Source organism: Pseudomonas sp. GD04058 (assembly GCF_029836855.1).
In the GTDB taxonomy this organism is placed as follows: domain Bacteria; phylum Pseudomonadota; class Gammaproteobacteria; order Pseudomonadales; family Pseudomonadaceae; genus Aquipseudomonas; species Aquipseudomonas bharatica.
Genome location: NZ_JAOECN010000004.1, coordinates 241,728 through 265,260, shown reverse-complemented (window position 1 = coordinate 265,260; position 23,533 = coordinate 241,728). Strand labels below are relative to the sequence as shown.

General features: G+C 64.7%; 23 protein-coding genes. 13 read left to right on the top strand and 10 right to left on the bottom strand.

Annotated elements, in window-relative coordinates; genetic code table 11:
- Positions 1-3 precede the first annotated feature (3 nt).
- A complete protein-coding gene (locus tag N7650_RS05985) occupies positions 4-858 on the bottom strand; it encodes an AraC family transcriptional regulator (RefSeq protein WP_279897379.1) in 855 nt (284 codons plus the stop codon).
- Positions 859-915: 57 nt separating this feature from the next.
- Here N7650_RS05985 and N7650_RS05980 point away from each other — a divergent pair, with 57 nt between their 5' ends.
- Complete coding sequence (locus N7650_RS05980; protein WP_009407905.1) at positions 916-1,392, top strand: MaoC family dehydratase; 477 nt, start codon at positions 916-918, stop codon at positions 1,390-1,392.
- Between the two features lie 76 nt (positions 1,393-1,468).
- Here the strand turns inward: N7650_RS05980 and N7650_RS05975 are convergent, their stop codons facing one another.
- Positions 1,469-1,912 carry a multidrug/biocide efflux PACE transporter gene (locus N7650_RS05975; RefSeq protein ID WP_009407906.1) on the bottom strand — a complete coding sequence of 148 codons (444 nt, stop codon included), beginning with the start codon at positions 1,910-1,912 and terminating at the stop codon, positions 1,469-1,471.
- Between the two features lie 91 nt (positions 1,913-2,003).
- Between N7650_RS05975 and N7650_RS05970 the strand changes: the two genes are divergently transcribed.
- From N7650_RS05970 to N7650_RS05955, 4 genes are all read left to right on the top strand, one after another.
- Positions 2,004-2,870, top strand: coding sequence for a LysR family transcriptional regulator (locus N7650_RS05970; protein ID WP_279897377.1), 867 nt, complete (start codon positions 2,004-2,006; stop codon positions 2,868-2,870).
- Between the two features lie 193 nt (positions 2,871-3,063).
- A complete protein-coding gene (locus tag N7650_RS05965; RefSeq protein WP_009407908.1) occupies positions 3,064-3,558 on the top strand; it encodes a sigma-70 family RNA polymerase sigma factor in 495 nt (164 codons plus the stop codon).
- A gap of 3 nt (positions 3,559-3,561) precedes the next feature.
- Complete coding sequence (locus N7650_RS05960; RefSeq protein WP_009407909.1) at positions 3,562-4,500, top strand: FecR domain-containing protein; 939 nt, start codon at positions 3,562-3,564, stop codon at positions 4,498-4,500.
- A 104-nt stretch (positions 4,501-4,604) separates the two neighbouring features.
- Positions 4,605-7,040, top strand: a complete 2,436-nt coding sequence (locus N7650_RS05955) for a TonB-dependent siderophore receptor (protein WP_279897373.1) — start codon at positions 4,605-4,607, stop codon at positions 7,038-7,040.
- Between the two features lie 28 nt (positions 7,041-7,068).
- On the opposite strand, the gene N7650_RS05950 is transcribed toward N7650_RS05955, so the two are convergent.
- Positions 7,069-7,392, bottom strand: a complete 324-nt coding sequence (locus N7650_RS05950) for a hypothetical protein (RefSeq protein WP_279897371.1) — start codon at positions 7,390-7,392, stop codon at positions 7,069-7,071.
- Between the two features lie 113 nt (positions 7,393-7,505).
- Between N7650_RS05950 and N7650_RS05945 the strand changes: the two genes are divergently transcribed.
- On the top strand, positions 7,506-8,729 hold the full coding sequence (locus N7650_RS05945) for an MFS transporter (protein WP_037062396.1): 1,224 nt from the start codon (positions 7,506-7,508) through the stop codon (positions 8,727-8,729).
- A gap of 382 nt (positions 8,730-9,111) precedes the next feature.
- Positions 9,112-10,524 carry a cytosine permease gene (locus N7650_RS05940; RefSeq protein WP_009407227.1) on the top strand — a complete coding sequence of 471 codons (1,413 nt, stop codon included), beginning with the start codon at positions 9,112-9,114 and terminating at the stop codon, positions 10,522-10,524.
- 122 nt (positions 10,525-10,646) lie between these two features.
- Here the strand turns inward: N7650_RS05940 and N7650_RS05935 are convergent, their stop codons facing one another.
- From N7650_RS05935 to N7650_RS05925, 3 genes are all read right to left on the bottom strand, one after another.
- Positions 10,647-10,820, bottom strand: a complete 174-nt coding sequence (locus N7650_RS05935) for a hypothetical protein (protein ID WP_279897370.1) — start codon at positions 10,818-10,820, stop codon at positions 10,647-10,649.
- Positions 10,821-11,174: 354 nt separating this feature from the next.
- Positions 11,175-12,332 (bottom strand): acetylornithine deacetylase, encoded by a 1,158-nt coding sequence (gene argE / locus N7650_RS05930; RefSeq protein ID WP_279897368.1) that lies wholly within the window; start codon positions 12,330-12,332, stop codon positions 11,175-11,177.
- Positions 12,325-13,002, bottom strand: a complete 678-nt coding sequence (locus N7650_RS05925) for a DUF1028 domain-containing protein (protein WP_009407233.1) — start codon at positions 13,000-13,002, stop codon at positions 12,325-12,327. Before N7650_RS05925 ends, argE begins: the two co-directional genes overlap by 8 nt.
- A 254-nt stretch (positions 13,003-13,256) precedes the next feature.
- Between N7650_RS05925 and N7650_RS05920 the strand changes: the two genes are divergently transcribed.
- On the top strand, positions 13,257-14,573 hold the full coding sequence (locus N7650_RS05920) for an NAD(P)/FAD-dependent oxidoreductase (protein WP_037062268.1): 1,317 nt from the start codon (positions 13,257-13,259) through the stop codon (positions 14,571-14,573).
- Positions 14,573-14,983 carry a RidA family protein gene (locus tag N7650_RS05915; RefSeq protein WP_009407237.1) on the top strand — a complete coding sequence of 137 codons (411 nt, stop codon included), beginning with the start codon at positions 14,573-14,575 and terminating at the stop codon, positions 14,981-14,983. Before N7650_RS05920 ends, N7650_RS05915 begins: the two co-directional genes overlap by 1 nt.
- 133 nt (positions 14,984-15,116) lie before the next feature.
- On the opposite strand, the gene N7650_RS05910 is transcribed toward N7650_RS05915, so the two are convergent.
- Together N7650_RS05910 and N7650_RS05905 are read right to left on the bottom strand one after the other, a co-directional pair.
- Positions 15,117-16,025 (bottom strand): LysR family transcriptional regulator, encoded by a 909-nt coding sequence (locus N7650_RS05910; RefSeq protein ID WP_279897364.1) that lies wholly within the window; start codon positions 16,023-16,025, stop codon positions 15,117-15,119.
- A 98-nt stretch (positions 16,026-16,123) separates the two neighbouring features.
- Positions 16,124-17,023: a LysR family transcriptional regulator gene (locus tag N7650_RS05905; protein WP_279897363.1), complete on the bottom strand. Its 900-nt coding sequence runs from the start codon at positions 17,021-17,023 to the stop codon at positions 16,124-16,126.
- Between the two features lie 198 nt (positions 17,024-17,221).
- Between N7650_RS05905 and N7650_RS05900 the strand changes: the two genes are divergently transcribed.
- From N7650_RS05900 to N7650_RS05885, 4 genes are all read left to right on the top strand, one after another.
- Positions 17,222-18,562, top strand: a complete 1,341-nt coding sequence (locus N7650_RS05900) for a dicarboxylate/amino acid:cation symporter (protein ID WP_279897362.1) — start codon at positions 17,222-17,224, stop codon at positions 18,560-18,562.
- A gap of 47 nt (positions 18,563-18,609) precedes the next feature.
- On the top strand, positions 18,610-19,509 hold the full coding sequence (gene ttdA / locus N7650_RS05895; RefSeq protein ID WP_009407248.1) for a L(+)-tartrate dehydratase subunit alpha: 900 nt from the start codon (positions 18,610-18,612) through the stop codon (positions 19,507-19,509).
- Positions 19,506-20,114, top strand: coding sequence for a L(+)-tartrate dehydratase subunit beta (gene ttdB / locus N7650_RS05890; protein WP_009407255.1), 609 nt, complete (start codon positions 19,506-19,508; stop codon positions 20,112-20,114). The genes ttdA and ttdB overlap by 4 nt, the downstream gene beginning before the upstream one ends.
- A gap of 72 nt (positions 20,115-20,186) precedes the next feature.
- Complete coding sequence (locus tag N7650_RS05885) at positions 20,187-21,053, top strand: isocitrate lyase/phosphoenolpyruvate mutase family protein (protein WP_009407258.1); 867 nt, start codon at positions 20,187-20,189, stop codon at positions 21,051-21,053.
- Positions 21,054-21,294: 241 nt separating this feature from the next.
- Here the strand turns inward: N7650_RS05885 and N7650_RS05880 are convergent, their stop codons facing one another.
- Both N7650_RS05880 and N7650_RS05875 read right to left on the bottom strand, forming a co-directional pair.
- The gene (locus N7650_RS05880; protein ID WP_279897360.1) at positions 21,295-22,206 is read right to left on the bottom strand and encodes a hypothetical protein; all 912 of its coding nucleotides are present in this window, start codon (positions 22,204-22,206) and stop codon (positions 21,295-21,297) included.
- 126 nt (positions 22,207-22,332) lie between these two features.
- A complete protein-coding gene (locus N7650_RS05875) occupies positions 22,333-23,334 on the bottom strand; it encodes an AraC family transcriptional regulator (protein ID WP_009407262.1) in 1,002 nt (333 codons plus the stop codon).
- Positions 23,335-23,533: the final 199 nt, after the last annotated feature.

Sequence of the window (23,533 nt, the reverse complement as noted above, 5' to 3'; positions counted from 1 at the left end):
GGGTCAGTCTGTAAGGTTTGTGCACTGTCGGCGATAAGCCGCCGGAGTCATGCGAAAGGCACGGCGGAACCATACGCCGAGATGGCTCTGGTCGGAGAAGCCGGTCTGCGCTGCCACTTCCGCCGGTTTCATGCCGCGCGCCAACAGGGCCCGTGCGGTGCGCAGGCGCAGGCGCACCAGGTAGGCGTGAGGAGACTGGCCGAAGGCTTTCTTGAATTGCCGGGTCAGGCGAAACCGATCGACGCCGGAGAAGGTCGACAGCTCTTCGAGGCTGACGTCATAGGCCATCTGCGCGTGCAGGAAATCCCGTGCCCGTTGCAGTTCCTGCGGCGAGTCGCGGCGCAGCGAAGCCGGCTTGAGGCAGACATGACGCGCCAGCGTGCCGAGCAGGTGGTCAATGCCCTGGTCTCGCGCCAGCCGCCCCTCGTTGTTGTGCAGGGCAAGGAACGCCTGCTGGATCGCGGCGATCAGCTGCGCATCGTCGGTCAGAGTGCTATGGAAGGCCGCCTGCAGGCTGGACGCATCGCCCATGCCGAGGCGCTCGGTGATGCTGCTGACGAAGGGCTGCGGCAGGTACAGCATGGCGTAGGTAAAGCCCTCGGCCTCCGGGGCATGACCGTCATGCACGGCACCGGGCTCGATCAGGATGGCCCGGCCCGGCGTGCTCACGTGCAGCGAACGGTGGCAACTGAATTGCTGCACGCCCTGCTGGGTCACGCCCAGCAGCATTTCGTCGTGGTCATGGGGATCGTAGGCATGGCCCTCGAAATGCGCATGGACGCTCTCGATCCCGGTTTCCGCGTCGCGGCGCATGTGCAGCCAGTCGTTGTCGCGGGTGTCGTGTGATTCAACGCTCATAAGGGCCGTCGGGGGTTGAATGGCGGGCTGTGGAGCCGGAGGATGGACCCCTGACTCGTGAAGCTCAAGGGGACCGGAAAAATGCCAGCAGGAAAGACAATCTATCTGGATGACCTGGCGGTTGGCGATGTTTTTGTCAGCGAGGAACATGCGCTGGACGCCGAGCAGATCATCCGTTTCGCTACAGAATTCGACCCACAACCCTTCCATATCGAGGCAGATGCCGCCAAGGAAACCTACTTCGAGGGGCTCGCCGCGAGTGGCTGGCACACGGCGGCGATCACCATGAAACTGCTGGTGCAAAGCCTGCCATTGTCACGCGGGGTGATCGGGGCTGGCGGGGAGATCAGCTGGCCAAGGGCAACCCGGCCGGGGGATGTGCTCAAGGTCACCAGCACGGTGCTGGAGCTGTTGCCGTCGCGGTCGAAGCCGGACCGGGGGTTTGTGGTGGTGGAGTCGTTGACCCGTAACCAGGCTGGAGAGGTTTGTCAGAAGCTGGTTTCGAAGGTGTTGTGTTTCCGCAAGGACAGTTGAGACTTCACTGGCCTCATCGCTGGCAAGCCAGCTCCCACAGGGCCCTGTGGGAGCTGGCTTGCCAGCGATGGGGCCCTCAGCCGCACACCAGCTTCCCGACCTTACCCCGCCGCCGCTCCAGCAACCGGTCGAAGCCCAGGTTGTACAGGTAGGTATACGGCAGCAGGAACACCAGCAAGCCCACCTCCATCAGGAACGCCTCCACCAGCCCGATCGACAGCCACCACGCTGCCGCCGGCACCACGGCGAGGATCAGGCCGCCTTCGAAACCCAGGGCATGGGCGATCCGTACCCATGGCGTGCGCTTGAAGCCCATGCGCAGCTGCAGCCGGTCGAAGAGGACGTTGTAGAGCATGTTCCACAAGGTGGCGGTGACCGAAATGGCCAGGGTCAGCAGCCCGGCACTCATCAGCGGCTTGCCCATCACCAGGGCGATGGTCGGTGCGCACAGCAGCACGGCGAAGAATTCGAAGCCCAGCGCATGGACGATGCGTGTGAGCAGGGTCTTTTCGGTGGTCATAGGATGACTCCTGGAAAGGTTTGAACCCGGCCAGCTTATGACCTACATTTCCGTACCTCAACAGCCAATATCCCAAGCACTGGTTGCAAATATGAAACGCCTCGAATGGGACAACCTGCACGTCCTGCTTGCCGTGGTTCGCTCCGGCAACCTCAAACGCGCGGCCCAGCGCCTGCGCCTGAGCACCGCTACGCTGTCGCGGCGCCTGGATGCGCTGGAAGAACAGCTCGGCGGGCAGTTGCTGGAGCGCAGTTCCACCGGCTGCCTGCCCACTGCGTTCGGCCAGCGTATCGCCGGCCTGGCCGAGCAAATGGAAGGCGCGGCCAACGAGATCCTGCGCGAGGCAGACTCGCCAGAGAACGTGGAAGGCACGGTGCGGGTGAATGCCGACGAGTGGCTGTCGTTCCTGGTGATCGCCCTGCTCGCACCGATCCGCCCGCGCCATCCGCTGCTGGACATGGAGGTGCTGACCACGCCACACCCGGTCAATCTGGCGCGACGCGAGGCCGACCTGTCGTTGCGCTATGCCGAGCCGGAAACCCGCGACCTGGTCGCCGAGCCCCTGGGCGAGATCGAATTCGCGCTATACGGCGCCAGCCACTACCTGGACCGTCACCGCCCGGCGCTCGCCGCGCGGGACTGGGCCAACCTCGACTTCGTCGGCCTGGAGGAGTCACGCCTGGACCAGGACCTGGAAACCTGGTGGCAAGGCCTCGACGGCGCCCCCCCGCCGTGGCTGCGCTGCAACCAGACCCTCGGAATCTACGACGGGGTAATCGCCGGGGCCGGGCTCGGCATCGTGGAAAAACGCACGGCGAAACTGACGCCGACACTGGAACTGGTGCTGGACATGCCCGGGCTGACCCGCGAGGTGTGGCTGTGTGCCCACCGTTCGTTGCGGGAAAGTGCGCGGATCAAGGCGGTGCGGGATTTCCTGGTGGAGGCGTGGCCGCATTAAGCGTGTGTCGTTCTTCAGGGCCTCATCGCTGGCAAGCCCACAGGTTCACCACTGTTCTTGAGAGCAGTGCTGTCCCTGTGGGAGCTGGCTTGCCAGCGATAGGGCCTCGGCGGCAACCTATTCCTGAAGCCTTGTTATTGCGGCCCCTTTTCGCCAACAATACAGCGAATAATTCTCAATAACCTTCCCCGCCATGTCCGACTCCTCCGCCCTGCACCACCTCTACCAGCAGCACAACGGCTGGCTGAACACCTGGCTGCGCATGCGCCTGGGCAATTCCAGCGATGCTGCGGACCTGGCCCAGGACACCTTCGTCCGTGTCCTCAGCGCGCGCAATGTCGAGGCGATCCGCGAGCCGCGCACTTACCTCAGCGCCATCGCCCGCGCCCTGATGATCGACCGTTTCCGCCGCCGCGCCGTCGAGCAGGCCTACCTCGACGTCCTGGCCCTGCGCCCGGAAGCCACGGACATTTCCCCGGAAACCCGCCTGCTGATCATCGAGACCCTGACCGCCGTCGACGCCATGCTCGACGAACTCGGCGAGCGCACCCGTAGCATCTTCCTCGCCGTGCAGCTCGAGGGCCTGAGCTACGTCGCAGTCGGCGAGCGTCTCGGGATATCGGTGACCACGGTGAAGAAGCATATGGTCCGCGCTATCACCCATTGCCTGCTGCTGGCCCAAGGCTGATCGATGCTAGATCGCGAAGTGCTGGAAGCCGCCGCCACCTGGTACGTCAACCTCAGTGCCGCGCCGGCCTGCGAGCAGGAACGCCAGGCCTGGCGCAACTGGCTGGCCGACGACCCGAGGCACGCCAAAGCCTGGGCCCAGGTGGAGCAACTGCAACAGCGCCTGGCCCTGCTCTCCCCCGAACTGGCCCTGCCCGCGCTGGCCGATGTGCGGGCGCGCCGGCGTGCAGTGAGCAAGGTCCTCGGCCTGCTGCTGATGGCCGGCGCCACGGGAGCCAGCCTGCAAGCACTGGAGCCGCTGTCCTCGCGCATGGCCCAGTACCGCACGGACAAGGGCGAGCGCCGCGAGTTGCAGTTGGCCGATGGCAGTCAGCTGATCCTCAACACCGACAGCGCAGTCGATGTTCATTACGGCAGTTCACTACGGGAGATCCGCCTGCACCGCGGCGAACTGCTGCTGCAAACCGCGAAGGACCCGGCCAACCGGCCGCTGCTGGTACACACCCCGCAAGGCAGCGTGCGCGCCCTCGGCACCCGCTTCAGCGTGTACAGCCATGACGGGCGCAGTGAGGTGAAGGTGTTCGAAAACGCAGTGGAACTGCGCCCGGCCAGCACGCCGGCGACCATGGGACGGGTCGAAGCCGGACAGCAATCGGGCTTCGACCCTCGGCATCTCCAGCCGGTCACACCGTTGGCCGACGCCAGCGACGCCTGGATCCAAGGAATGCTGATGGCCGTCGACTGGCCGCTGCAGCGCCTGCTCGGCGAACTGGGCCGCTACCGTCGCGGCTACCTGACCTGCGCCGACAGCGTGACCGGGCTCAAGGTCACCGGCGCCTTCCGCCTCGACGACACCGATACCGTACTGGAAAACCTCGCCACCGCCCTGCCCGTCCGGGTGCGCTACCTAACCCGCTACTGGGTGCGCCTCGATGCTGCGTAGAAGAACTTTCTCCATTGGGGTTGCCGATTTTCATTCTCATCCGGCCATGCACTGAAGCGGCGATAACTGCCGCATGTCTGCCATGCCAACCGAAGGAAATCCGCATGTCCCGTTTTGCCAAGCAAGCCGCAAGCCCCCTGGCCCGCGCCGTCCATCTAGCCCTGCTGGGGGCGCTCGCCAGCCCCGTGCTGGTGCTGCCCGGCGTGGCCACGGCGCAGACCCAGGTGGCGCGCTTCGATATCGCCCCCGGCCCGCTCGGCCTGGCCCTGAGCCAGTTCGCCTCCCGCGCCGGAGTGACCTTTTCCTTCCCCAGCGAACAAACCCAGGGGCTGACCTCGCCCGGCCTGCAAGGCGAGTATTCGGTGGACGATGGCCTGGCCCGCCTGCTCGAAGGCAGTGGCCTGCAGGCCCGTCGCGAAACCAATGGCGGTTACGTCTTGATGCCCCGCGCCGCGGCCAGCAACGGCGCTATGGAACTCACCGCCCTGAGCATTTCCGGCAAGGCGCCGGGCTCCACCACCGAAGGTTCCGGCTCCTACACCACCGAGTCGTCCAGCAGCTCGACGCGCCTGAACCTGTCGCTCAAGGAAACCCCGCAGTCGATCACCGTGCTGACCCGCCAGCGCCTCGAAGACCAGAAGCTCGACAACCTCACCGACGCCCTCGACGCCACCGCCGGCATCACCGTGATCCGCGAAAGCCTCGGCGCCGACAGCACCGCCTACCTGTCCCGCGGCTTCGCCATCAGCAACTTCGAGATCGACGGCGTGCCGACCTCGTCGCGCATGGACAACTACACCCAGAACACCGCCATGTACGACCGCGTCGAGGTGGTGCGCGGCGCCACCGGCCTGGTCAGCGGCCTGGGCAATCCGTCTGCGACCATCAACCTGATCCGCAAGCGGCCCACGGTCGAGCCGCAGGTATTGATCAGCGCCGAAGCCGGCAGTTGGGATCGCTATGGCCTGAGCCTCGACGTCGGCGGCGCGCTCAACGACGCCGGCAACGTGCGCGGCCGCTTCGTCGCCGAGCAGAAGGACCAGCACGCCTGGATCGACCGTTTCAGCCAGGAACTGAGCACCCTCTACGGCATCGGCGAGGTGGACCTGAACGAGAACACCCTGCTCACCGCCGGCTTCAGCTACCAGGTCACCCACAGCAACGCACCGATGCGCACCGGCTTCCCGCTGTTCACCACTGACGGTGCGCGTACCGACTTCAAGCGTTCGTTCAACACCTCGCCGGACTGGTCCTACTATGATCGCCAGCAGAGCACCGTGTTTGCCTCCCTGGAACACCACTTCGCCAACGGCTGGAGCGGCAAGCTGGAGTACAGCCACGCGCGCAACGACTACGACACGGTGGTTGCCTACATGGACGGCGAAGTCGACATGGCCGACGGCAGCGGCGCCTACATCATGCCGACCCGCTGGCAGGCCGCGCCGACCCAGGACAATATCGACGCCTACCTCACCGGTGGCTTCGAACTGTTCGGCCACGAGCATGAGCTGATCGGCGGCGTCACCCTGTCGCGCATCGAGGAGCGCGGTACCGCCAACTACGGCGGCTGGCAGCGGGCAAGTTCGGGCTACGCCGGGAGCATCGACAATATTTTCACCTGGGACGGCCACACGCCGAAGCCGGTGTTCAACAAGCTCGGCGAAAGCGACCTGACCGAAACCCAGTACGCCGCGTACCTCACCTCGCGCTGGCACCTGACCGACGCCGCCAGCCTGATCCTCGGCGCGCGGGTGGTGGACTGGAACCGCGACAGCAGGAGCCGGCTGTACAGCACCGGCGCGGTGACCAAGGCCGAACGCACCGAGACCGGCATCGTCATCCCCTATGCCGGGCTGGTCTACGACCTTAACGACACCTGGACGGCGTATGCCAGCTACACGCAGATCTTCAACCCGCAGAACGCCAACATCCGCGACGTCAACGGCACTCCGCTGGATCCGCAGGAAGGCACGGGTTACGAAGTGGGGATCAAGGCCGGCTTTCTTGAAGATCGCCTGAATGCCAGCCTGGCACTGTTCCGCGTCGAGCAGGACAACCTTGCCGTGGCCGACGGCGGCCGGCTGCAGCCCAACGGTTTCCAGGCCTACAAGGCGGAAAGCGGCACCACCAGCGAAGGGCTGGAGCTGGAGGTCAACGGCGAGATTCTCGAAGGCTGGCAGGTTACCGGGGGCTACTCGTACAGCGTCAGCTTCAACGCGGATGACGAGCGCATCGTCACCGAGATCCCGCGCAACAGCGTCAAGCTATTCACCACCTATCGGCTGCCCGGGGAACTGGACAGGCTGACCGTGGGCGGCGGGGTCAACTGGCAGAGCGAGACCGGCTACGCCCTGAGCTATGCCACCACCCAGAGCAGCTATACGATCGCCAACCTGATGGCGCGCTATCAGATCAGCCCGTCGCTGTCGGCTACATTGAATGTCAACAACCTGTTCGACAAGGAGTACCTGACGACCACGGCGGCGGGGTTGTACGGGGCTCCGCGCAACTTCATGACGACCTTGCGCTACGCCTACTGATCCGGAATTCGTGGTGGGCCTTATGGCCTCATCGCTGGCAAGCCAGCTCCCACAGGGACCGCATGCGCAGCTCAGAACCTTGTGGGAGCTGTCCGTCCAGCTCGATGCGTTCACCGTCCTTTTCCGGATAGAGCAGCACCGCCTCGTCCCCCTCCATCAGGGCCAGGTCCTTGATCCCGTCGAGGTTGAAGTCCTGGTAGACCAGCACGCTCTGCTTCCGACCTGACCTGCAACAGCGGCGGGCCGCCATCCGGGGCGTAGACGCTGATGATGCCGGGGCGGTGGCGCCGCTGACCAGGCGCCAGTGACTGCGGTCGATATCGCGAACGACTTCGTGCAGCGGTCTGATCATCTTGCCCGTTTCCCGACAGCCGTTGTCCCAATCGCGCGAGACAGGGCTTGCCCGGCGGCCTAGGATAGGCTCGCTTCGTCCTTGTGTGTCGAGTTATTTCCGGAAGGTCCCGTATGTCCACTACAACAACCAGTGCAGCTCCCCCTCTTTCAGCCACATCCACTGCCAGCCCCGGCAGCCAGCTGGTGATGCAGGTCATCGCCGGCTGCGCCCTCGCCCACCTGGTCAATGACCTGATCCAGGCGGTGCTACCGTCGATCTACCCGATCCTAAAGGCCAACTACGGCCTGAGCTTCACCCAGATCGGCCTGATCACCCTGACCTTCCAGCTCACCGCCTCGCTGCTGCAGCCTTGGGTCGGCTACCACACCGACCGCCATCCCAAGCCATGGCTGCTGCCGGTGGGCTCGATCTGCACGCTGGTCGGCATCATCATGCTGGCTTTCGTCGGCAGCTTCGGCGCCATCCTGCTGGCTTCGGCACTGGTGGGCATCGGTTCCTCCACTTTCCATCCGGAAGCCTCGCGCATCGCCCGCCTGGCCTCGGGAGGGCGCTTCGGCCTGGCCCAATCGACCTTCCAGGTCGGCGGCAACGCCGGCTCGGCCTTCGGCCCGCTGCTGGCCGCTGCCATCATCATTCCCTACGGCCAGGGCCACACCGCCTGGTTCGGCCTGGTGGCGCTGTTCTCGATGTTCGTCCTGTACAAGCTCAGCCGCTGGTACAGCCACCACCTGAGCCTGTTCAAGCTCAAGGCCGGCAGCAAGGCCACCCACGGCCTGTCCAGGCGCCGGGTGACCTTCGCCCTGGTGATCCTCGCGCTGCTGGTGTTCTCCAAGTACTTCTACATGACCAGCTTCACCAGTTATTTCACCTTCTACCTGATCGAGAAATTCGACCTGTCGGTAGCCAGCTCGCAACTGCACCTGTTCCTGTTCCTCGGTGCAGTGGCGGCGGGAACCTTCTTCGGCGGGCCGATCGGTGACCGCATCGGCCGCAAAGCGGTGATCTGGTTCTCCATCCTTGGTGCCGCGCCATTCACCCTGGCGCTGCCCTACACCGACCTGTTCTGGACCAGCGTGCTGAGCGTGATCATCGGCTTCATCATGGCCTCGGCGTTCTCCGCCATCGTGGTCTATGCGCAGGAACTGGTGCCGGGCAACGTCGGCATGATCGCCGGCATCTTCTTCGGCCTGATGTTCGGCTTCGGCGGCATCGGCGCCGCGCTGCTCGGCCACCTGGCCGACCTGCACGGGATCACCGAGGTGTACACCCTGTGCTCGTTCCTGCCGTTGCTGGGGATCCTGACGGTGCTGCTGCCGTCGACCAAAGGGGTCTGAGTTCTTCTGTGCTCTTGAGGGCCCAATCGCTGGCAAGCCAGCTCCCACAGGGCAGGTGTTGACCACAGGATTTGTGGCCGACGCGGTCACTGTGGGAGCTGGCTTGCCAGCTCCTACAGGGTAGGTGTTGACCATAGGATTTGTGGCCGACGCGGTCACTGTGGGAGCTGGCTTGCCAGCGATGAGGCCAGGTCTGACAACATCATTGCCCAACCCGGCCTCATCACTGGCCAGCTCTCACAGGCACCGAGGCGCCCCCCAGTTTTTTTAACGCATCAGAACACATATTTACTAATTTCGTCCCCGCCCCAGCCCCCTCAAGATCGGCCTCCTACAAAAACGAAGTGCGCCAAGCGTGCTCATCCTTGCCTTGGAGTCCGTCATGACCAACGCTGCGTCATCCGCACCGCTTATCGAGAAACACACGATCGGCTACGTGCCCCCCGAAGATCGCCATGGAAAGGTACGGGACCTGTTCACCCTCTGGTTCGGCGGCAATATCGCGCCGTTGCCCATCGTCACCGGGGCCCTCGGGGTCCAGTTGTTCCACCTGAACCTGGTCTGGGGCATCGTCGCGATCCTCGTCGGCCACCTGCTCGGCGGTGTGTTGATGGCCCTGCATTCGGCCCAGGGCCCGCAAATGGGCATCCCGCAGATGATCCAGAGCCGCGCCCAGTTCGGCTCCCTCGGCGCCCTGCTGGTGGTGGTGATCGCCGGCCTGATGTACATCGGCTTCTTCGCCTCCAATATCGTCCTGGCCGGCAAGTCCTTGCATGGCGTGGCCGAGAGCATCCCGGTGCCGGTGGGCATCGTGATCGGCGCCCTCGGCTCGGGAATCATCGGCATCATCGGCTACCGCTTCATCCACGTACTCAACCGCATCGGCACCTGGGTACTGGGCATCGGTATCGTGGTCGGCTTCGGCTACATCCTCAGCCACGTGCAGTCCGATGACTTCCTCACCCGCGGCAGCTTCAATCTGTCCGGCTGGCTGGCTACGGTGTCGCTCGCCGCGCTGTGGCAGATCGCCTTCGCCCCTTACGTGTCCGACTATTCGCGCTACCTGCCGGCCAACGTGCCAGTGGCGGCGACCTTCTGGACCACCTACCTGGGCTCGGCCCTGGGTTCGAGCCTGTCCTTCGCGTTCGGTGCCGTCGCGGTACTGGCGGTACCGGCCGGCATGGACAGCATGGACGCGGTCAAGCTCGCCACCGGCGCCATCGGCCCGCTGATGCTGGTGCTGTTCCTGCTCAGCGTGATCAGCCATAACGCTCTCAACCTGTATGGCGCGGTGCTGTCGCTGATCACCCTGGTGCAGACCTTCGCGTATCGCTGGATCCCTACCGCGAAAAGCCGTGCGGTGCTGTCGCTGGTGGTGCTGCTGGGTTGCTGCGTAGTGGCGGTGTTCGCCTCGGCGGACTTCATCGGCCACTTCGTCGATATGGTCCTGGTGCTGCTGGTGGTGCTGGTGCCGTGGACGGCGATCAACCTCATCGACTTCTATGCGATCCACAAGGGCGACTACGACATCGCCTCGATCTTCAAGGTCGATGGCGGCATCTATGGCCGTTACAACCCGCAGGCGCTGCTGGCCTACGCCATCGGCATCCTGGTGCAGATTCCGTTCATGAACACCCCGCTGTATGTCGGCCCGGTCTCGGCGCATATCGATGGCGCCGACCTGTCGTGGCTGGTCGGGCTGCTGGTCACCTCGCCGCTGTACTACTGGCTGGCGACCCGGGACAGTGCGTATCGCCGGCGGCAGACCAGCGCCAAGCTGGCGGCTGCGCACTGATCGCACGCAGCGCCTGAACGCAAAGGCCGCGGAGGTTTGCTCCGCGGCCTTTTTTCATACCGCTACGGTCAGCGGCGAAGCTGACACCGACAGCGTCAGCAATGCTTTGCAAATCCTCATGTTCAGCAACGCGTCACTGAGCAATTCCTGGTGGCGGTCATTGGCAGGTCGGGAAGGCAGGCGGCGTACTGGATGGCTTTGACGAGGTGTTCGGTTGCCCGCTGGATGGCGTCTTCATGAGAGAGGCCGGGGCCGACGCAGAGGATCGGGGGTGGATCGGGGACGAGCTTTTTCATGGTGTAACTCCTAGCCGGGTGATGCCGTCACCGACTCGCCGCTAAACGAGTGGGTGGCAGCTGTACGTGGGTTAGCAGACCGAGGGCTAGGAGACCCGGCGCACCCGAAGGTGCCCACACGCACAGCCGCCATTACAAGCGTCGCTGGAGTGCACTAGCCATTCGGACTGCTAATCCGTGTCGTCGATGTGCGACGACCGGCGAAGACTAGGCAGGGTTTCCCAAGGACGCAACCACCAAGCGGAGGTCGGGAGTATGCTTGGGAAACTGCCTACAAGAAAGTCGGAAATCGGTGAAGTTTCCAGACATATGCAACAGAACTTGACCCGGCCACTGAGTGCGGCATTCGGCAGCTCACCCCCGCAAGTAAACCAGCAACCTCCCCAGCATCTCGTCACACCCGCGCAATTGCTTCAGGCTGACGAACTCATCCGGCTTGTGTCCCTGGTCCATGCTACCCGGCCCGCACACCACGGTGGGAATCCCTGCCTGCTCGAAAAGCCCGCCCTCGGTACCGAAAGCCACGGTGCCGAACCCGTCGGAACCGCTGAGCATCGCCAGCAGCCTGGCCGCCTCGCTATCAGGCGCGGTGGCCAGCCCCGGATAGGCGCTCAGCGGTCGCAGGCTGACACCGGTAGCGGGCTCTACCGCCTGCATCTTCGGTACCAGTTCCGCCTCGGCAAAACGCTCCAGTTCATCCGCTACCACCTGCGCATCGAAGCCCGGCAAGGCCCGTACCTCGAAATCGAACTCGCATTCCGCCGGGACGATATTCAGCGCCCGGCCACCCTTGATCACGCCGGTCTGCACCGTGGAGAACGGCGGATCGAAGCGTTCGTCGTGCAGTTCGGGAGCGGCCAGGCGTTCGCCGATCTCGCCGAGCTTGCCGATCAGGCGCGCCGCATATTCGATGGCGTTCACGCCAAAGGGTGCGTAGGCCGAATGGCAGGCCGCGCCATGCACCTGGCAACGAATGGCCAGCTTGCCCTTGTGGCCGAGGACCGGCTTGAGCTCGGTGGGCTCGCCGATCAGGCACAGCACCGGCTTGTGCGGGCGCTGCTCCAGGGCGGCGAGCATCGAACGCACGCCGAGGCAGCCGACTTCTTCGTCATAGGAAAACGCCAGGTGCACCGGGGTGCGCAGCGGCGCGGCGACGAAGGCCGGGACCGCCGCCAGCACGCAGGCGATGAAGCCCTTCATGTCGGCAGCGCCGCGGCCATACAGGCGGCCGTCGCGCTCGCTCATGACAAAGGGCTCGACCGTCCACGCCTGGCCGTCCACCGGCACCACGTCGGTATGCCCGGACAGCACCACGCCGCCACGGTCCCGAGGGCCGATGGTGGCGAACAGATTGGCCTTGGTGCCCTCGTCGTTGAGAAACAGCTCGCTGTCCACGCCATGACTGGCCAGGTAGTCGCGGATAAAGGCGATCAGTTCCAGGTTGGAGTCGCGGCTGACCGTCGGGAAGGCGATCAAGCGCGCCAGCAGGCCACGGCTGTTCGCGTCATTCATCGCCCGGCACTCCGTAGCTCGGCGCGGCGGTGGGGTCGAGGGCGCGGGTCACGTAGTCCTGCATCTGCGGGCGGTAGGCCTGCCACAGGGCATCGAGCTGGCCGATGGGGTCTTCGTCGGCCCAGTCCACGCGCAGGTCCACCAGCGGCCAGGTCAGTTCCCCTGCCACCTTCAGCGCCGCCGAGTGCACCGGGCCGGCCTCGCCACCGGCGGCCATGGCGGCGTGCATCGCGGCCAGCAGGCGCTCGGGAAGCTGGCCGTCGGCCTGTTCGAAGGCGCTGACCATGGCTTCGATCACGTGGCGCCCGGAAAGCAGGTTGCCCGCCGCCGCGCACTGCTCGCCGGCCACGGCATGGTGCACGCCCAAGGCTTCGCTGCCGGTGAACAGCGCGACCCGGCCCTGGCTGTCGATCACCGTGACCTGGCGGTGCTGGCTCCAACCGTTGGCGCCGAGCGCTCGCTCCAGGGCATCGGCAGGCGCGCTCTGCTCACGCTCGAGCAGATCGAGGATCTGCGGGCCCAGGGCTGGCAGGGTGATGTTCTGCGTCGACACCGCGCCGACGCCGGCACGCACCCAGGGGCAGCGGGCGCCGACGGCGATGCTGGAGGAACTGATGGCGATGCCGACCTGGCCGGTTTCGGGGCAGCGGCCAATGATGGAGAAGGTCATGCAGGGGCTCCTTGAAGGTCTGGTTCAGAGAGCATTGTGGCTGGCCGCAGTGGAGCGGGAAATTCGCGGATTTATGGCTTGGGGGAAGGAAAAAACTGGCCTGGCCCCGCCAGGGCACCCACCCTCGGCTTTTTATCGCCAACCCCCAGTTATTAACTATTTTCGCCTTTTCCTGCGCTTCCCTAGTCTGGCCCCAGGCAACGGCGGTTCTCCGACCGTCCCCGAACACAACGCCTGGAGAAAGGGCAATGGGCATGACTTTGAACAACCTTGAAATCGATACCCTGGTGGTTGGCGCCGGACAGGCCGGGGTGGCCATGAGCGAACACCTGAGCAAGCTCGGCGTGCCGCACCTGGTGCTGGAGCGCAATCGCATCGCCGAAGCGTGGCGCACCGGCCGCTGGGATTCGCTGGTGGCCAACGGCCCGGTCTGGCACGACCGCTTCCCCGGCCTGGAATTCGACCTCGACGCCGACGCCTTCGCCGGCAAGGACCAGGTCGCCGATTACTTCGAAGCCTACGTGCGCAAGTACGACCTGCCGATCCGCACCGGCGTCCAGGTGAAAAAGGTCACCCGCAAAGCCGATCGCCCGGGCTTTACCATCGAAACCAGCGAAGGCACGCTGCATGCTGCCCGCGTGGTTGCCGCGACCGGCCCGTTCCAGCGCCCGGTGATCCCGGCCATCGCGCCGAAGGATCCGGCGCTGCACCAGATCCACTCCGCCGCCTACTTCAATCCGCAGCAGTTGCCCGAGGGCGCGGTGCTGGTGGTGGGCGCCGGCTCTTCCGGTGTGCAGATCGCCGACGAACTGATGCGTGCCGGGCGCAAGGTCTATCTCTCGGTGGGGGCCCACGACCGTCCGCCGCGCGCCTACCGCAACCGCGATTTCTGCTGGTGGCTGGGTGTGCTCGGCGAGTGGGACGCGGAAATCATGAAGCCCGGTCGCGAGCACGTGACCATCGCCGTCAGCGGCGCCCGCGGCGGCCATACCGTGGACTTCCGCGCCCTTGCCCACCAGGGCATGACCCTGGTCGGCCTGACCCAGTCGTTCCAGGATGGGGTCGTGCGCTTCCAGGACAACCTGGTGGACAACATCCGTCTCGGCGATGAGAACTACCTGGCGCTGCTGGACGCTGCCGACGCCTACATCGAACGCAACGGCCTCGACCTGCCGGAAGAACCGCAGGCCCGCATGCGCTTGCCCGACCCTGAATGCATGACCCGGCCGATCCTCGAACTGGACCTGGCCAAGGCCGGCGTCACCAGCGTGATCTGGGCCACCGGCTACGGCCTGGACTTCAGCTGGCTGGCGGTGGATGCCTTCGATGCCAACGGCAAACCCAGGCACCAGCGCGGCGTGTCCAGCGAGCCCGGCGTTTACTTCCTGGGGCTGCCATGGCTGTCGCGCCGTGGCTCCTCGTTCATCTGGGGCGTGTGGCACGACGCCAAGCACGTGGCCGGGCACATCGCCACCCAGCGCACCTACCTGGCCTACCGCGACAAGGCCCAGCGCCAGTCCGCCGCCGCTACCGAATCGTCTGAAAACGCTGCTCTCGAAGGAGTCAACTGATGCCAACCCATACCCGCATCCGCATGTTCAACACCAGAGCCACCTACCCCAACCAGACCCTCGACAACGACCTGTGCCAGGCCGTGCGTGCCGGTAATACCGTGTACGTACGGGGCCAGGTGGGGACCGATTTCGAAGGCAACCTGGTGGGCCTCGGCGACCCGCGCGCGCAGGCCGAACAAGCGATGAAGAACGTCAAGCAACTGCTGGAAGAAGCGGGTTCGGACCTGAGCCATATCGTCAAGACCACCACCTACATCACCGACCCGCGCTTCCGCGAACCGGTATACCGGGAAGTGGGCAAATGGCTGAAGGGCGTATTCCCGATTTCCACCGGCCTGGTGGTGGCCGGGCTGGCGCAGGCGGAATGGCTGATGGAAATCGACGTGATCGCGGTGATTCCGGAGTAAGCAAGACCGCAAGACCATGCACCATCCTGTGGGAGCTGGCTTGCCAGCGATGAGGCCCGACTGGACAACATCTTTGTTGTCGACGGCCAAATCGCTGGCAAGCCAGCTCCCACAGGGTTTTGGGCCAGCCGATTCAGGAAAGCCCGGAGAGTTCTTCCCGACAGAAATCCACGAACAACTGCGCCGGCCGGGTCAACTGCACCCGCTTCAGCTTGGCCGTGACCAGTCCGGACAATTCCACCGGCTCGGCGATGTCCACCGCCACCACTTTCTGCCCGTCATAGGTGCATTCCGAGCTCGGCCGGGTGACCAGCAGCGAGAAGCCGAAACCCTGCCCTACCATGCCCCGCACCATCTCGATCGATGGCGAGCTGAAGATGATGTTCGGGGTCAGCCCGAGGTCGTTGAACAGGCTGACGAAGTAGGTCCGGCTCGGCGCGACGTCCAGCAGGATCATCGGCTCCGGACACAGGTCGCGCAGTGATACCTGGGCCTGGCTGGCGAAACGATGCTTTTGCGGCAGCAGCACATAGGGCTTCTGCGGCGGCATCAGCGGTTCGGTCTCGATGGTGTTGTCCAGGTAGTGGTCGTACAGGAAGGCCAGGTCGAACGCCCCCGAGGTCAGCCCCTGCACCAGCTCCTGCTGCTCGCCGTCGCGCATGCGGATGTCCACGCCGGGATAACGCTCGCGGAACCCGGCGATCAGACGCGGCAGGTACAACGGCGCGACGGTTTCGAATACGCCGATATCGATCTGCCCGGCCACGGTGTCGTTGTCGGCCAGGGCGTTCTGCTCGAACTCCCGGGCCATCTGCAGCAGCGACTTGGTCTTGGCGTAGAAGCGCTTGCCACTGGGGGTCAGCGAGACGCCCTGGGCGTGATGGCGGATGAACAGCTGCACGCCGAAGCTCTCTTCCAGGCTCTTGATCGCCGTGGAAATCGACGGCTGGGCGATGTACAGCTGGCGCGAGGCCTCGGCAACGCTGCCAGCCTCCACCGTGGTGACGAAATACTTGAGTTGTCGCAGGGTGTAGGACGCCACGTGAACTTCTCCTGGCAGGTTTACCCATCACCTTACCCTAGCCGTGGAAAACCCCGACCGAGGTTTTTCCTCTGCCCGGACCATATTTTTCCTTGGCCTCACTTCCAGGCTTCACGCTCGAAGAAGGCACGCAGGTGTTCGATGAAGAACGACACCTTGGCCGACAGGTTCAGGCGCTCCAGGTACACCGCATAGATATCGGCAGGTGGTGTCTCGTAGTCGCCCAGCACCTCCACCAGCTCACCGGAACGCAGGTAGCGCGCCAGGTTCCACTCGGCCCGCATCAGGATCCCATGCCCCTCCAGCGCCCAGTTCAAGGCGACTTCGCCATCATTGGTGCTGAGCCCGCCGCGCACCTTGACCGATTCCGCCTGCTTGCCCCGACTCAGGCGCCAACTGCCGAAGGCGGCGTCGTTCTGGCGCAGCACGATGCAGTGGTGGTTGGCCAGGTCCCTGGGGGTTTCAGGGGTGCCGCAGCGCGCCAGGTAGGCCGGCGCGGCACACAGGCGCCGACGGTTGCTGGCGATCTTGCGCGCGATCAAGCGCGAGTCCGGCAGGTCGCCGAAGCGGATTGCCACATCGATGGCATCGTCCGGAAGGTTGATCGGACGGTCGGTAAGCTGCAATTGCACCTCCACTTCCGGATGCCGCTGGACGAAGGAAGAAATCGCCGGCCCCACGTGCGTGCGCCCGAAGCCCAGCGGCGCATTGACCCGCAACAGGCCCTTGGGCTCGGCCCGGCTGCTGGAGACCTGGCGCTCCATTTCCTCGATCTCGCCCACGATGCGCTGGGCGTTGACCAGGTACAGCTCGCCCTCGGCGGTGAGGCTGATGCTGCGCGTGGTGCGGTTGAGCAGACGCACGCCCAGGCGCTGCTCCAGCTGGGCCAGGCGCTTGGAAACCGCCGGCGGGGTCAGGTTCAGCTCCCTGGCCGTCGCCGCCAGGCTGCCAAGGCGCACCAGCTGGATAAAGAAGGCCAATTCCGAGACCGGACTCATTAGTAACCTCAGGTAAACAATGAAGTGAAATTCATTGTATTACCACGTTTCAGAAAAACCTTTAACTTTCCCTCCCGTGATTACCCACACGAAACCTGGGCTATCCCGCCGCTGCGACTTGCCTGGTCGCAGCGGCGCGACAAGCCCGGCCGACAAGAAAAAATCCGACTCACAACAATAAAGCGGAGAAAAACGGCCATGAAAGTTCTAGGCAAGTTATATGTGCAGGTCCTGATCGGCGTCAGCATCGGTATCGCCCTCGGGGTGTTCTGGCCCGAAGTCGGCGTCGATCTCAAGCCCTTGGGCGACGCCTTCATAAAACTGATCAAGATGGTCTTCGCGCCGATCATCTTCGCCACGGTGGTGCTCGGCATCGCCAAAATGGAAAACATGAAGGAACTGGGCCGGGTCGGCGCCCGCGCCCTGATCTACTTCGAAGTGCTGTCCACCTTCGCCCTGGTGCTGGGCCTTGTGGTGGTCAACCTGGCGCAGCCCGGCGTGGGCATGAACGTCGACCCGGCGACCCTGGATACCAAGAGCATCGCCAGCTACACCTCGGCGGCAGCGGCCGGCTCCGGCAGCTTCACCGACTTCCTCCTGCATATCATCCCGGCCAGCGTCACCGACGCCTTCGCCAAGAACGAGATCCTGCCGATCCTGCTGTTCTCGACCCTGCTGGGCATCGCCCTGGCCCATCTGGGCGAGCGCGGCAAACCGGTGGTGGACGTGCTGGAAAGCTTCTCCCACGGCATGTTCCACATCGTCGGCATGGTCATGCGTGTCGCCCCGCTGGCGGCCTGCGGCGCCATGGCCTTCACCGTCGGCAAGTACGGCCTGGGCTCGATCGTGTCCCTCGGCAAGCTGATGGCGACCATGTACATCACCTGCTTCCTCTTTGTCGTCATCGTTCTTGGGTTCGTGGCGCGCCTGTCCGGCTTCAGCCTGTGGAAGTTCCTGAAATACCTGAAGGAAGAACTGTTCACCGTGCTCGGCACCAGTTCCTCGGAATCGGTGGTACCGCAACTGATGGGCAAGCTGGAAAAAGCCGGGGTATCCAAGCCGGTGGTGGGCCTGGTGATTCCGTCCGGGCTGACCTTCAACCCCGATGGCCAGTGCATCTACTACACCATGGCGGCAATCTTCATCGCCCAGGCCACCAACACACCGCTGAGCCTGACCGACCAGCTCATCGTCCTCGGCGTGCTGCTGCTCACCTCCAAGGGTTCGGCCGGGGTGACCGGCTCCGGTTTTATCACCCTGGCCGCGACCCTGGCCTCGCTGGGCAGCATCCCGGTGGCCGGCATGGTCCTGCTGCTCGGGGTGGACCGCTTCATGTCCGAAGCCCGCGCCATCACCAACACCATCGGCAACGCCGTCGGCACCCTGGCCATCGCCAAATGGGTCGGCGCGCTGGACAGCGCCAAGCTCAACCGCGTCCTCGACGGCCAGCCCGAAGCCGAATCACACCGTGCAGAGGCAGCCCCCGCGCTGCACAACAACCAGACCGTGACACCGGCGACCACCGCCAGCGGTGCATGACCTGCACCCGACCCCACCCGCCTTGTGATGCTGTAAGGAGATAAACCGTGGAAAGAGAAGAAGCCGTCCAGTCGCTCACCGATACCCTGGCGAAATTCACCGCCTACATCGGCAAGCGCCTGCCCAGGGACGTCAAGGCCAAGACCGCCAAGCTGCGCGCGGCGGAAACCAACCCCCTGGCCATCGCCGTGTACGACTCCATGGCCGAGAACCAGGACTATGCCGACAAGCTCAACCGCCCGAGCTGCCAGGACACCGGGGTGATCCAGTACTTCGTCTCGGCCGGAGCGCGCTTCCCGCTGCTGGGCGAGATGGAGAGCATCCTGGAGAACGCCACGAAGGAGGCGACCATCCAGGGCCCGCTGCGCCACAACGCCGTGGAGACCTTCGTCGAGAAGAACACCGGGACCAATACCGGCTCGAAGATCCCGTGGCTGGACTGGGAAATCATCCCGGATGCCGACTACGCCATCGTCGACGTGTACATGGCCGGTGGCGGCTGCACCCTGCCCGGCTCGGCCAAGGTGCTGATGCCCGGCCAGGGCTACGAAGGGGTGACCGAGTTCGTCTTCGACGTGATCACCTCCCGCGGCGTCAATGCCTGTCCGCCGTTGCTGGTCGGCGTAGGTGTCTCGACCTCGGTCGAAACCGCCGCGCGCCTGTCGAAGAAAGCGATCCTGCGTGAAGTGGACTCCAGCCACCCGAACGAAAGCGCGGCGCTGATGGAAAAGCTGCTGGAAGAAGGCCTGAACGAAATCGGCATCGGCCCCCAGGGCCTGACCGGCAACAGCAGCGTGATGGGGGTGAACATCGAGTCCTCGGCCCGTCACCCTTCGACCATCGGTGTTGCCGTGTCCACCGGCTGCTGGGCCCACCGCCGCGGCAAGATCCGCATCAACGCCGACCTGTCCTACGACATCCTTTCCCATGAAGGTGTAGTTCTGTGAAAAAGATCCTCAGCACCCCGATCAAAGACGAAGACCTGGCCGAGCTCAACGTGGGCGACGTGGTCTACCTCACCGGCCAACTGGTGACTTGCCGCGACGTCGCGCACCGGCGCCTGATCGAACTGGGCCGCGAACTGCCGGTGGACCTGCGCGGTGGCGCGATCTTCCACGCCGGCCCCATCGTCAAGAAGAAGGACGATGGCAGTTTCGAGATGGTCTCCATCGGCCCGACCACCAGCATGCGCATGGAGAAGTTCGAGAAGGAATTCATCGAGCAGACCGGCGTCAAGCTGATCGTCGGCAAGGGCGGCATGGGCCCGGAAACCACCACCGGCTGCCTGGAGAACAAGGCAGTGCATGCGGTGTTCCCCGGTGGTTGCGCGGTGCTCGCGGCCACCAAGGTGGAAGAGATCGAACGTGCCGAATGGCAGGACCTGGGCATGCCCGAGACCCTGTGGGTCAACCGCGTGCGCGAGTTCGGCCCGCTGATCATTTCCATCGATACCAAGGGCAACAACCTGTTCGAACAGAACAAGAAGCGCTTCAACGAACGCAAGGGCTCGGTGATCGAGAAGATCAACGCGCAGGTGCGTTTCATCAAGTAAGACCACGACCGACCGGTGCCCACGCAGCACCGGTCGGCCGTTCCCTTCTTTACAGAACAACGAGATATCGCCATGTATCCAGCCAGTCATCACGCACTGCGCGAGACCTTCCGTGGCCTGCTCGCCCGCCCGGCCTGCCAGCGTACCGCTTCGGTGTTCGACCCCCTTTCCGCGCGCATCGCCGCCGACCTTGGCTTCGAGGTCGGCATCCTCGGTGGCTCGGTGGCCTCGTTGCAGGTGCTGGGCGCGCCGGACATCGCCCTGCTGACCTTGAGCGAGTTCGTCGAGCAGGCCACCCGCATCGGCCGGGTGTCGCGCCTGCCGGTGATCGCCGATGCCGACCATGGCTACGGCAATGCGCTCAATGTGATGCGCTGTGTCGCTGAGCTGGAACGGGCCGGGGTCGCCGCCCTGACCCTTGAGGACACCCTGCTGCCGGCGCGCTTCGAAGAGCCGCTGTCGGAGCTGATCAGTGTCGAGGAAGCCGTCGGCAAACTGCGCGCCGCGCAGCGGGCGCGGCAGGACCGCAGCCTGGCACTCATCGCCCGGACCCATGCCGGGGTGCAATCCTTGTCGCAGGTTATCCAGCGCACCCGGGCCTATCAGGAGGCCGGGGCAGACGGAATCTGCCTGATCGGGGTGAGGGACTTCGAGCAACTGGAAGCAATCGCCGAAGGATTGCGGGTGCCCCTGATGCTGGTGACCTATGGCAGCCAACAGGCCTGGGACGAACAACGCCTGACCGGACTCGGCGTGCGGATCGTGGTGGACGGGCATGCGGCCTGTTTCGCGGCGATCAAGGCCACTTACGACACCCTGCGAGCGCAACGCGGGCCGGATGCCGGCGCCGAGCTCAGGCCCGGCGAACTGGTGGCGCGGTACAGCAGGGCCGAGGAGTACCTGGGCTTGGCGCGGGAATATATGGGGGTGATTGCCTGATGGGGCTTGTGCTGCTCTTTCGGGCCTCATCGCTGGCAAGCCAGCTCCCACAGGTTTTCGTGCAAATCTCAAGGTTTGCAGTAACCCTGTGGGACAGGGGGTGATTGCCTGACAGGTCCTGGGCTGTTCTTTCAGGCCTCATCGCTGGCAAGCCAGCTCCCACAGTGACCACGTGCACCGCCGGACCTGTGGGAGCTGGCTTGCCAGCGATGAGGCCTGAGAGACCACCACACACTCCAGATCAGATCACTCCCGGGCCAGGGATTTGATCAGCGCGTGGTAATGCCCCATCAGGGCCTTGAACAGCAGCATCCTCGCCTCCGTCATCCTGTTGAATCTCATGCATCCACGGGCAATCCCGCAGTCGCGCGTCCAGCCGTGCGGCTTCCTGCAGCAACGCCTCGCTGGCGGCACGAGCCTGGCGCGAGCGCCAGCCCGAGGTGAACCCCAGGCGCTGGACTTCGGCCAGCGCTTCGTCGAGGTCCTGCATACCACGCTCCTGTGCTTCGCAGGCTACCGCAATGGACATGCCGCGCTCTTCGATACTGCTCGAGGCGGCGCTTATCCCGGCAAGGGCCAGGTTGGCGTCGTAGGTCTGGTCGCGCCCCTGGCGTGCCAGCAGGCGCACCTCGTTGCCCAGGTCGGTCCGGGCTGCCAGCGCCGTCCGGTCGACACTGCGCAACGCCATCAGGGTGGCACTGAGCCCCGCCTGGCCTTCCAGTGCCAACTTCATCGATTGGCGTGATTCACTGCCGACCTGACGGGCATCCTCCAGCAACTGCCGACCCTCGACCTTGATCCGGGCAAAGGCGGTCAACGCCAGATCGAACTTGCGCTGCTGTTGTTGCAGGGCCGCGTCACACTCGTTGCTCAAGGCAACGACCTGGTTCGCCAATTGGCCCAGGTGCGCCAGGTCCTTGCGCATCAGCCCCAGGCTGTCGCTGGCTTCCCCCTGCAGCACCCGCATGCCCTCGCGCAGCGCCCGCGCCTGCTCCTGACAGCGGGCCAGATGTGCGCGCTGGCGCAGGCACAGGTCCAGCAGGAGGACGCCAGCACAGGCGCCGAGAGCCGCGAACAGCCCCAGGAGCGGCTCCAGCAACAGGATGACCACAAGGATCAGGCAGTAGCGAAATGAAACGGTGGCTGGTGGCATGCGGGCAGAAGGTCCCTCAACGGCTGCGCAAACGTGTGCGTATCAAGTGTGGCGGCTTTTTTCCCGGGTTGCCGTGGTCCGCGCTGCCGGGATAAACAAAAAGCCTGCGCGGATAAACGAAAGCCTTCAGAGCTGCTCGCGATAGCGTCCCGGCCCCATGCCGAACCAGCGCTCGCACGCCTTGTTGAAAGCGCTCTGATGGCGAAAACCGACCTGGTAGGCAATCTGCTTGAAGCTCAGGGTGCTGTTGCGCAATAGCCGATGGCTGTCGCGCAGCCTCACCTCGTCGAGCAAACGCACGAAGCTGTGCCCCTCGCCTTCCAGGTTGCGACTCAGGCGCGGGCCACTCATGGCCAGCACCTCGGCGACCCGGGCCAGGGTTACCGGACGCCCCTGGCCCAGTTGCTCGCTGATGACCGCGCGGACCTTCAGGCTGAGGCGATCGCCGCCCATCTGCGCCTGCCAGCGTGCCAAATAGTCGCTATGTACTGCATGCAGCGCCGGATCGTGGCTGGCCACCGGCAGCGCGGCATCGGCATGGCTGAACAGCAGGGCATTCTGCGCCGCGCCGTGCTGGATATGCTCACCGTAGACCCGCCTTGCATCGGCGCTGACGGTGCACGGCGGATAGCTCAGCTCTGCGCGCAATGGACGGATTGTCCGCCCCGGCACCAGCCAGCACAGCAGGCCGACGGTGATCGCCGCCACCGCGTCGATGAACACCCGCGACAGTTCGCGCTGGCCGGTTCCGGTGGGCACGCCGACCAGGCGCACACCGTCGCTGCGCTCTTCGACGAACAGGCAGAAACCGGTGCCCACCAGATGGTGATGCTCGGCCAGGCTCACCAGCACGCTCTTGATAGTCCGGCTGGACATCACCGCGTAGCCAAGTGGCCCGAGGTGGGCCGGGTGAGCATGCTCGAACGCACGCAGGCCGATCCCCGGATCGCCGCCGAGCAGGCTGGCCTGGTCGAACACAGCGTCGAGGCTGGCCAAGGGTATGAAGGCAGGCGCGGACGGGTCCAGCAAGGGTTCGGCCAGGCGCTGGCACAGCTCGCGAACGGCTGGCTGGACGCCTCCCAGCGCGGAGATCAGGGCGTTGGCAAAAGTCCGCGAAACGGTTGGCATGGACGAATTCCAGAAACGAATGGGTCAGGCATGTCCGGGGTCAGTCGTATGACCACCGAAAGCGCATTTGACTCAATGAATCGCCTTCCAGGACACAACCTTTAGTGGCGTAGGGGCTTTCCCGATAAGGGTTGCCGGGTGCTAGGGGAAACCATCAAGCGACTGGCAGCGATGGAGTGGTTGTCGCATGACTCTGACC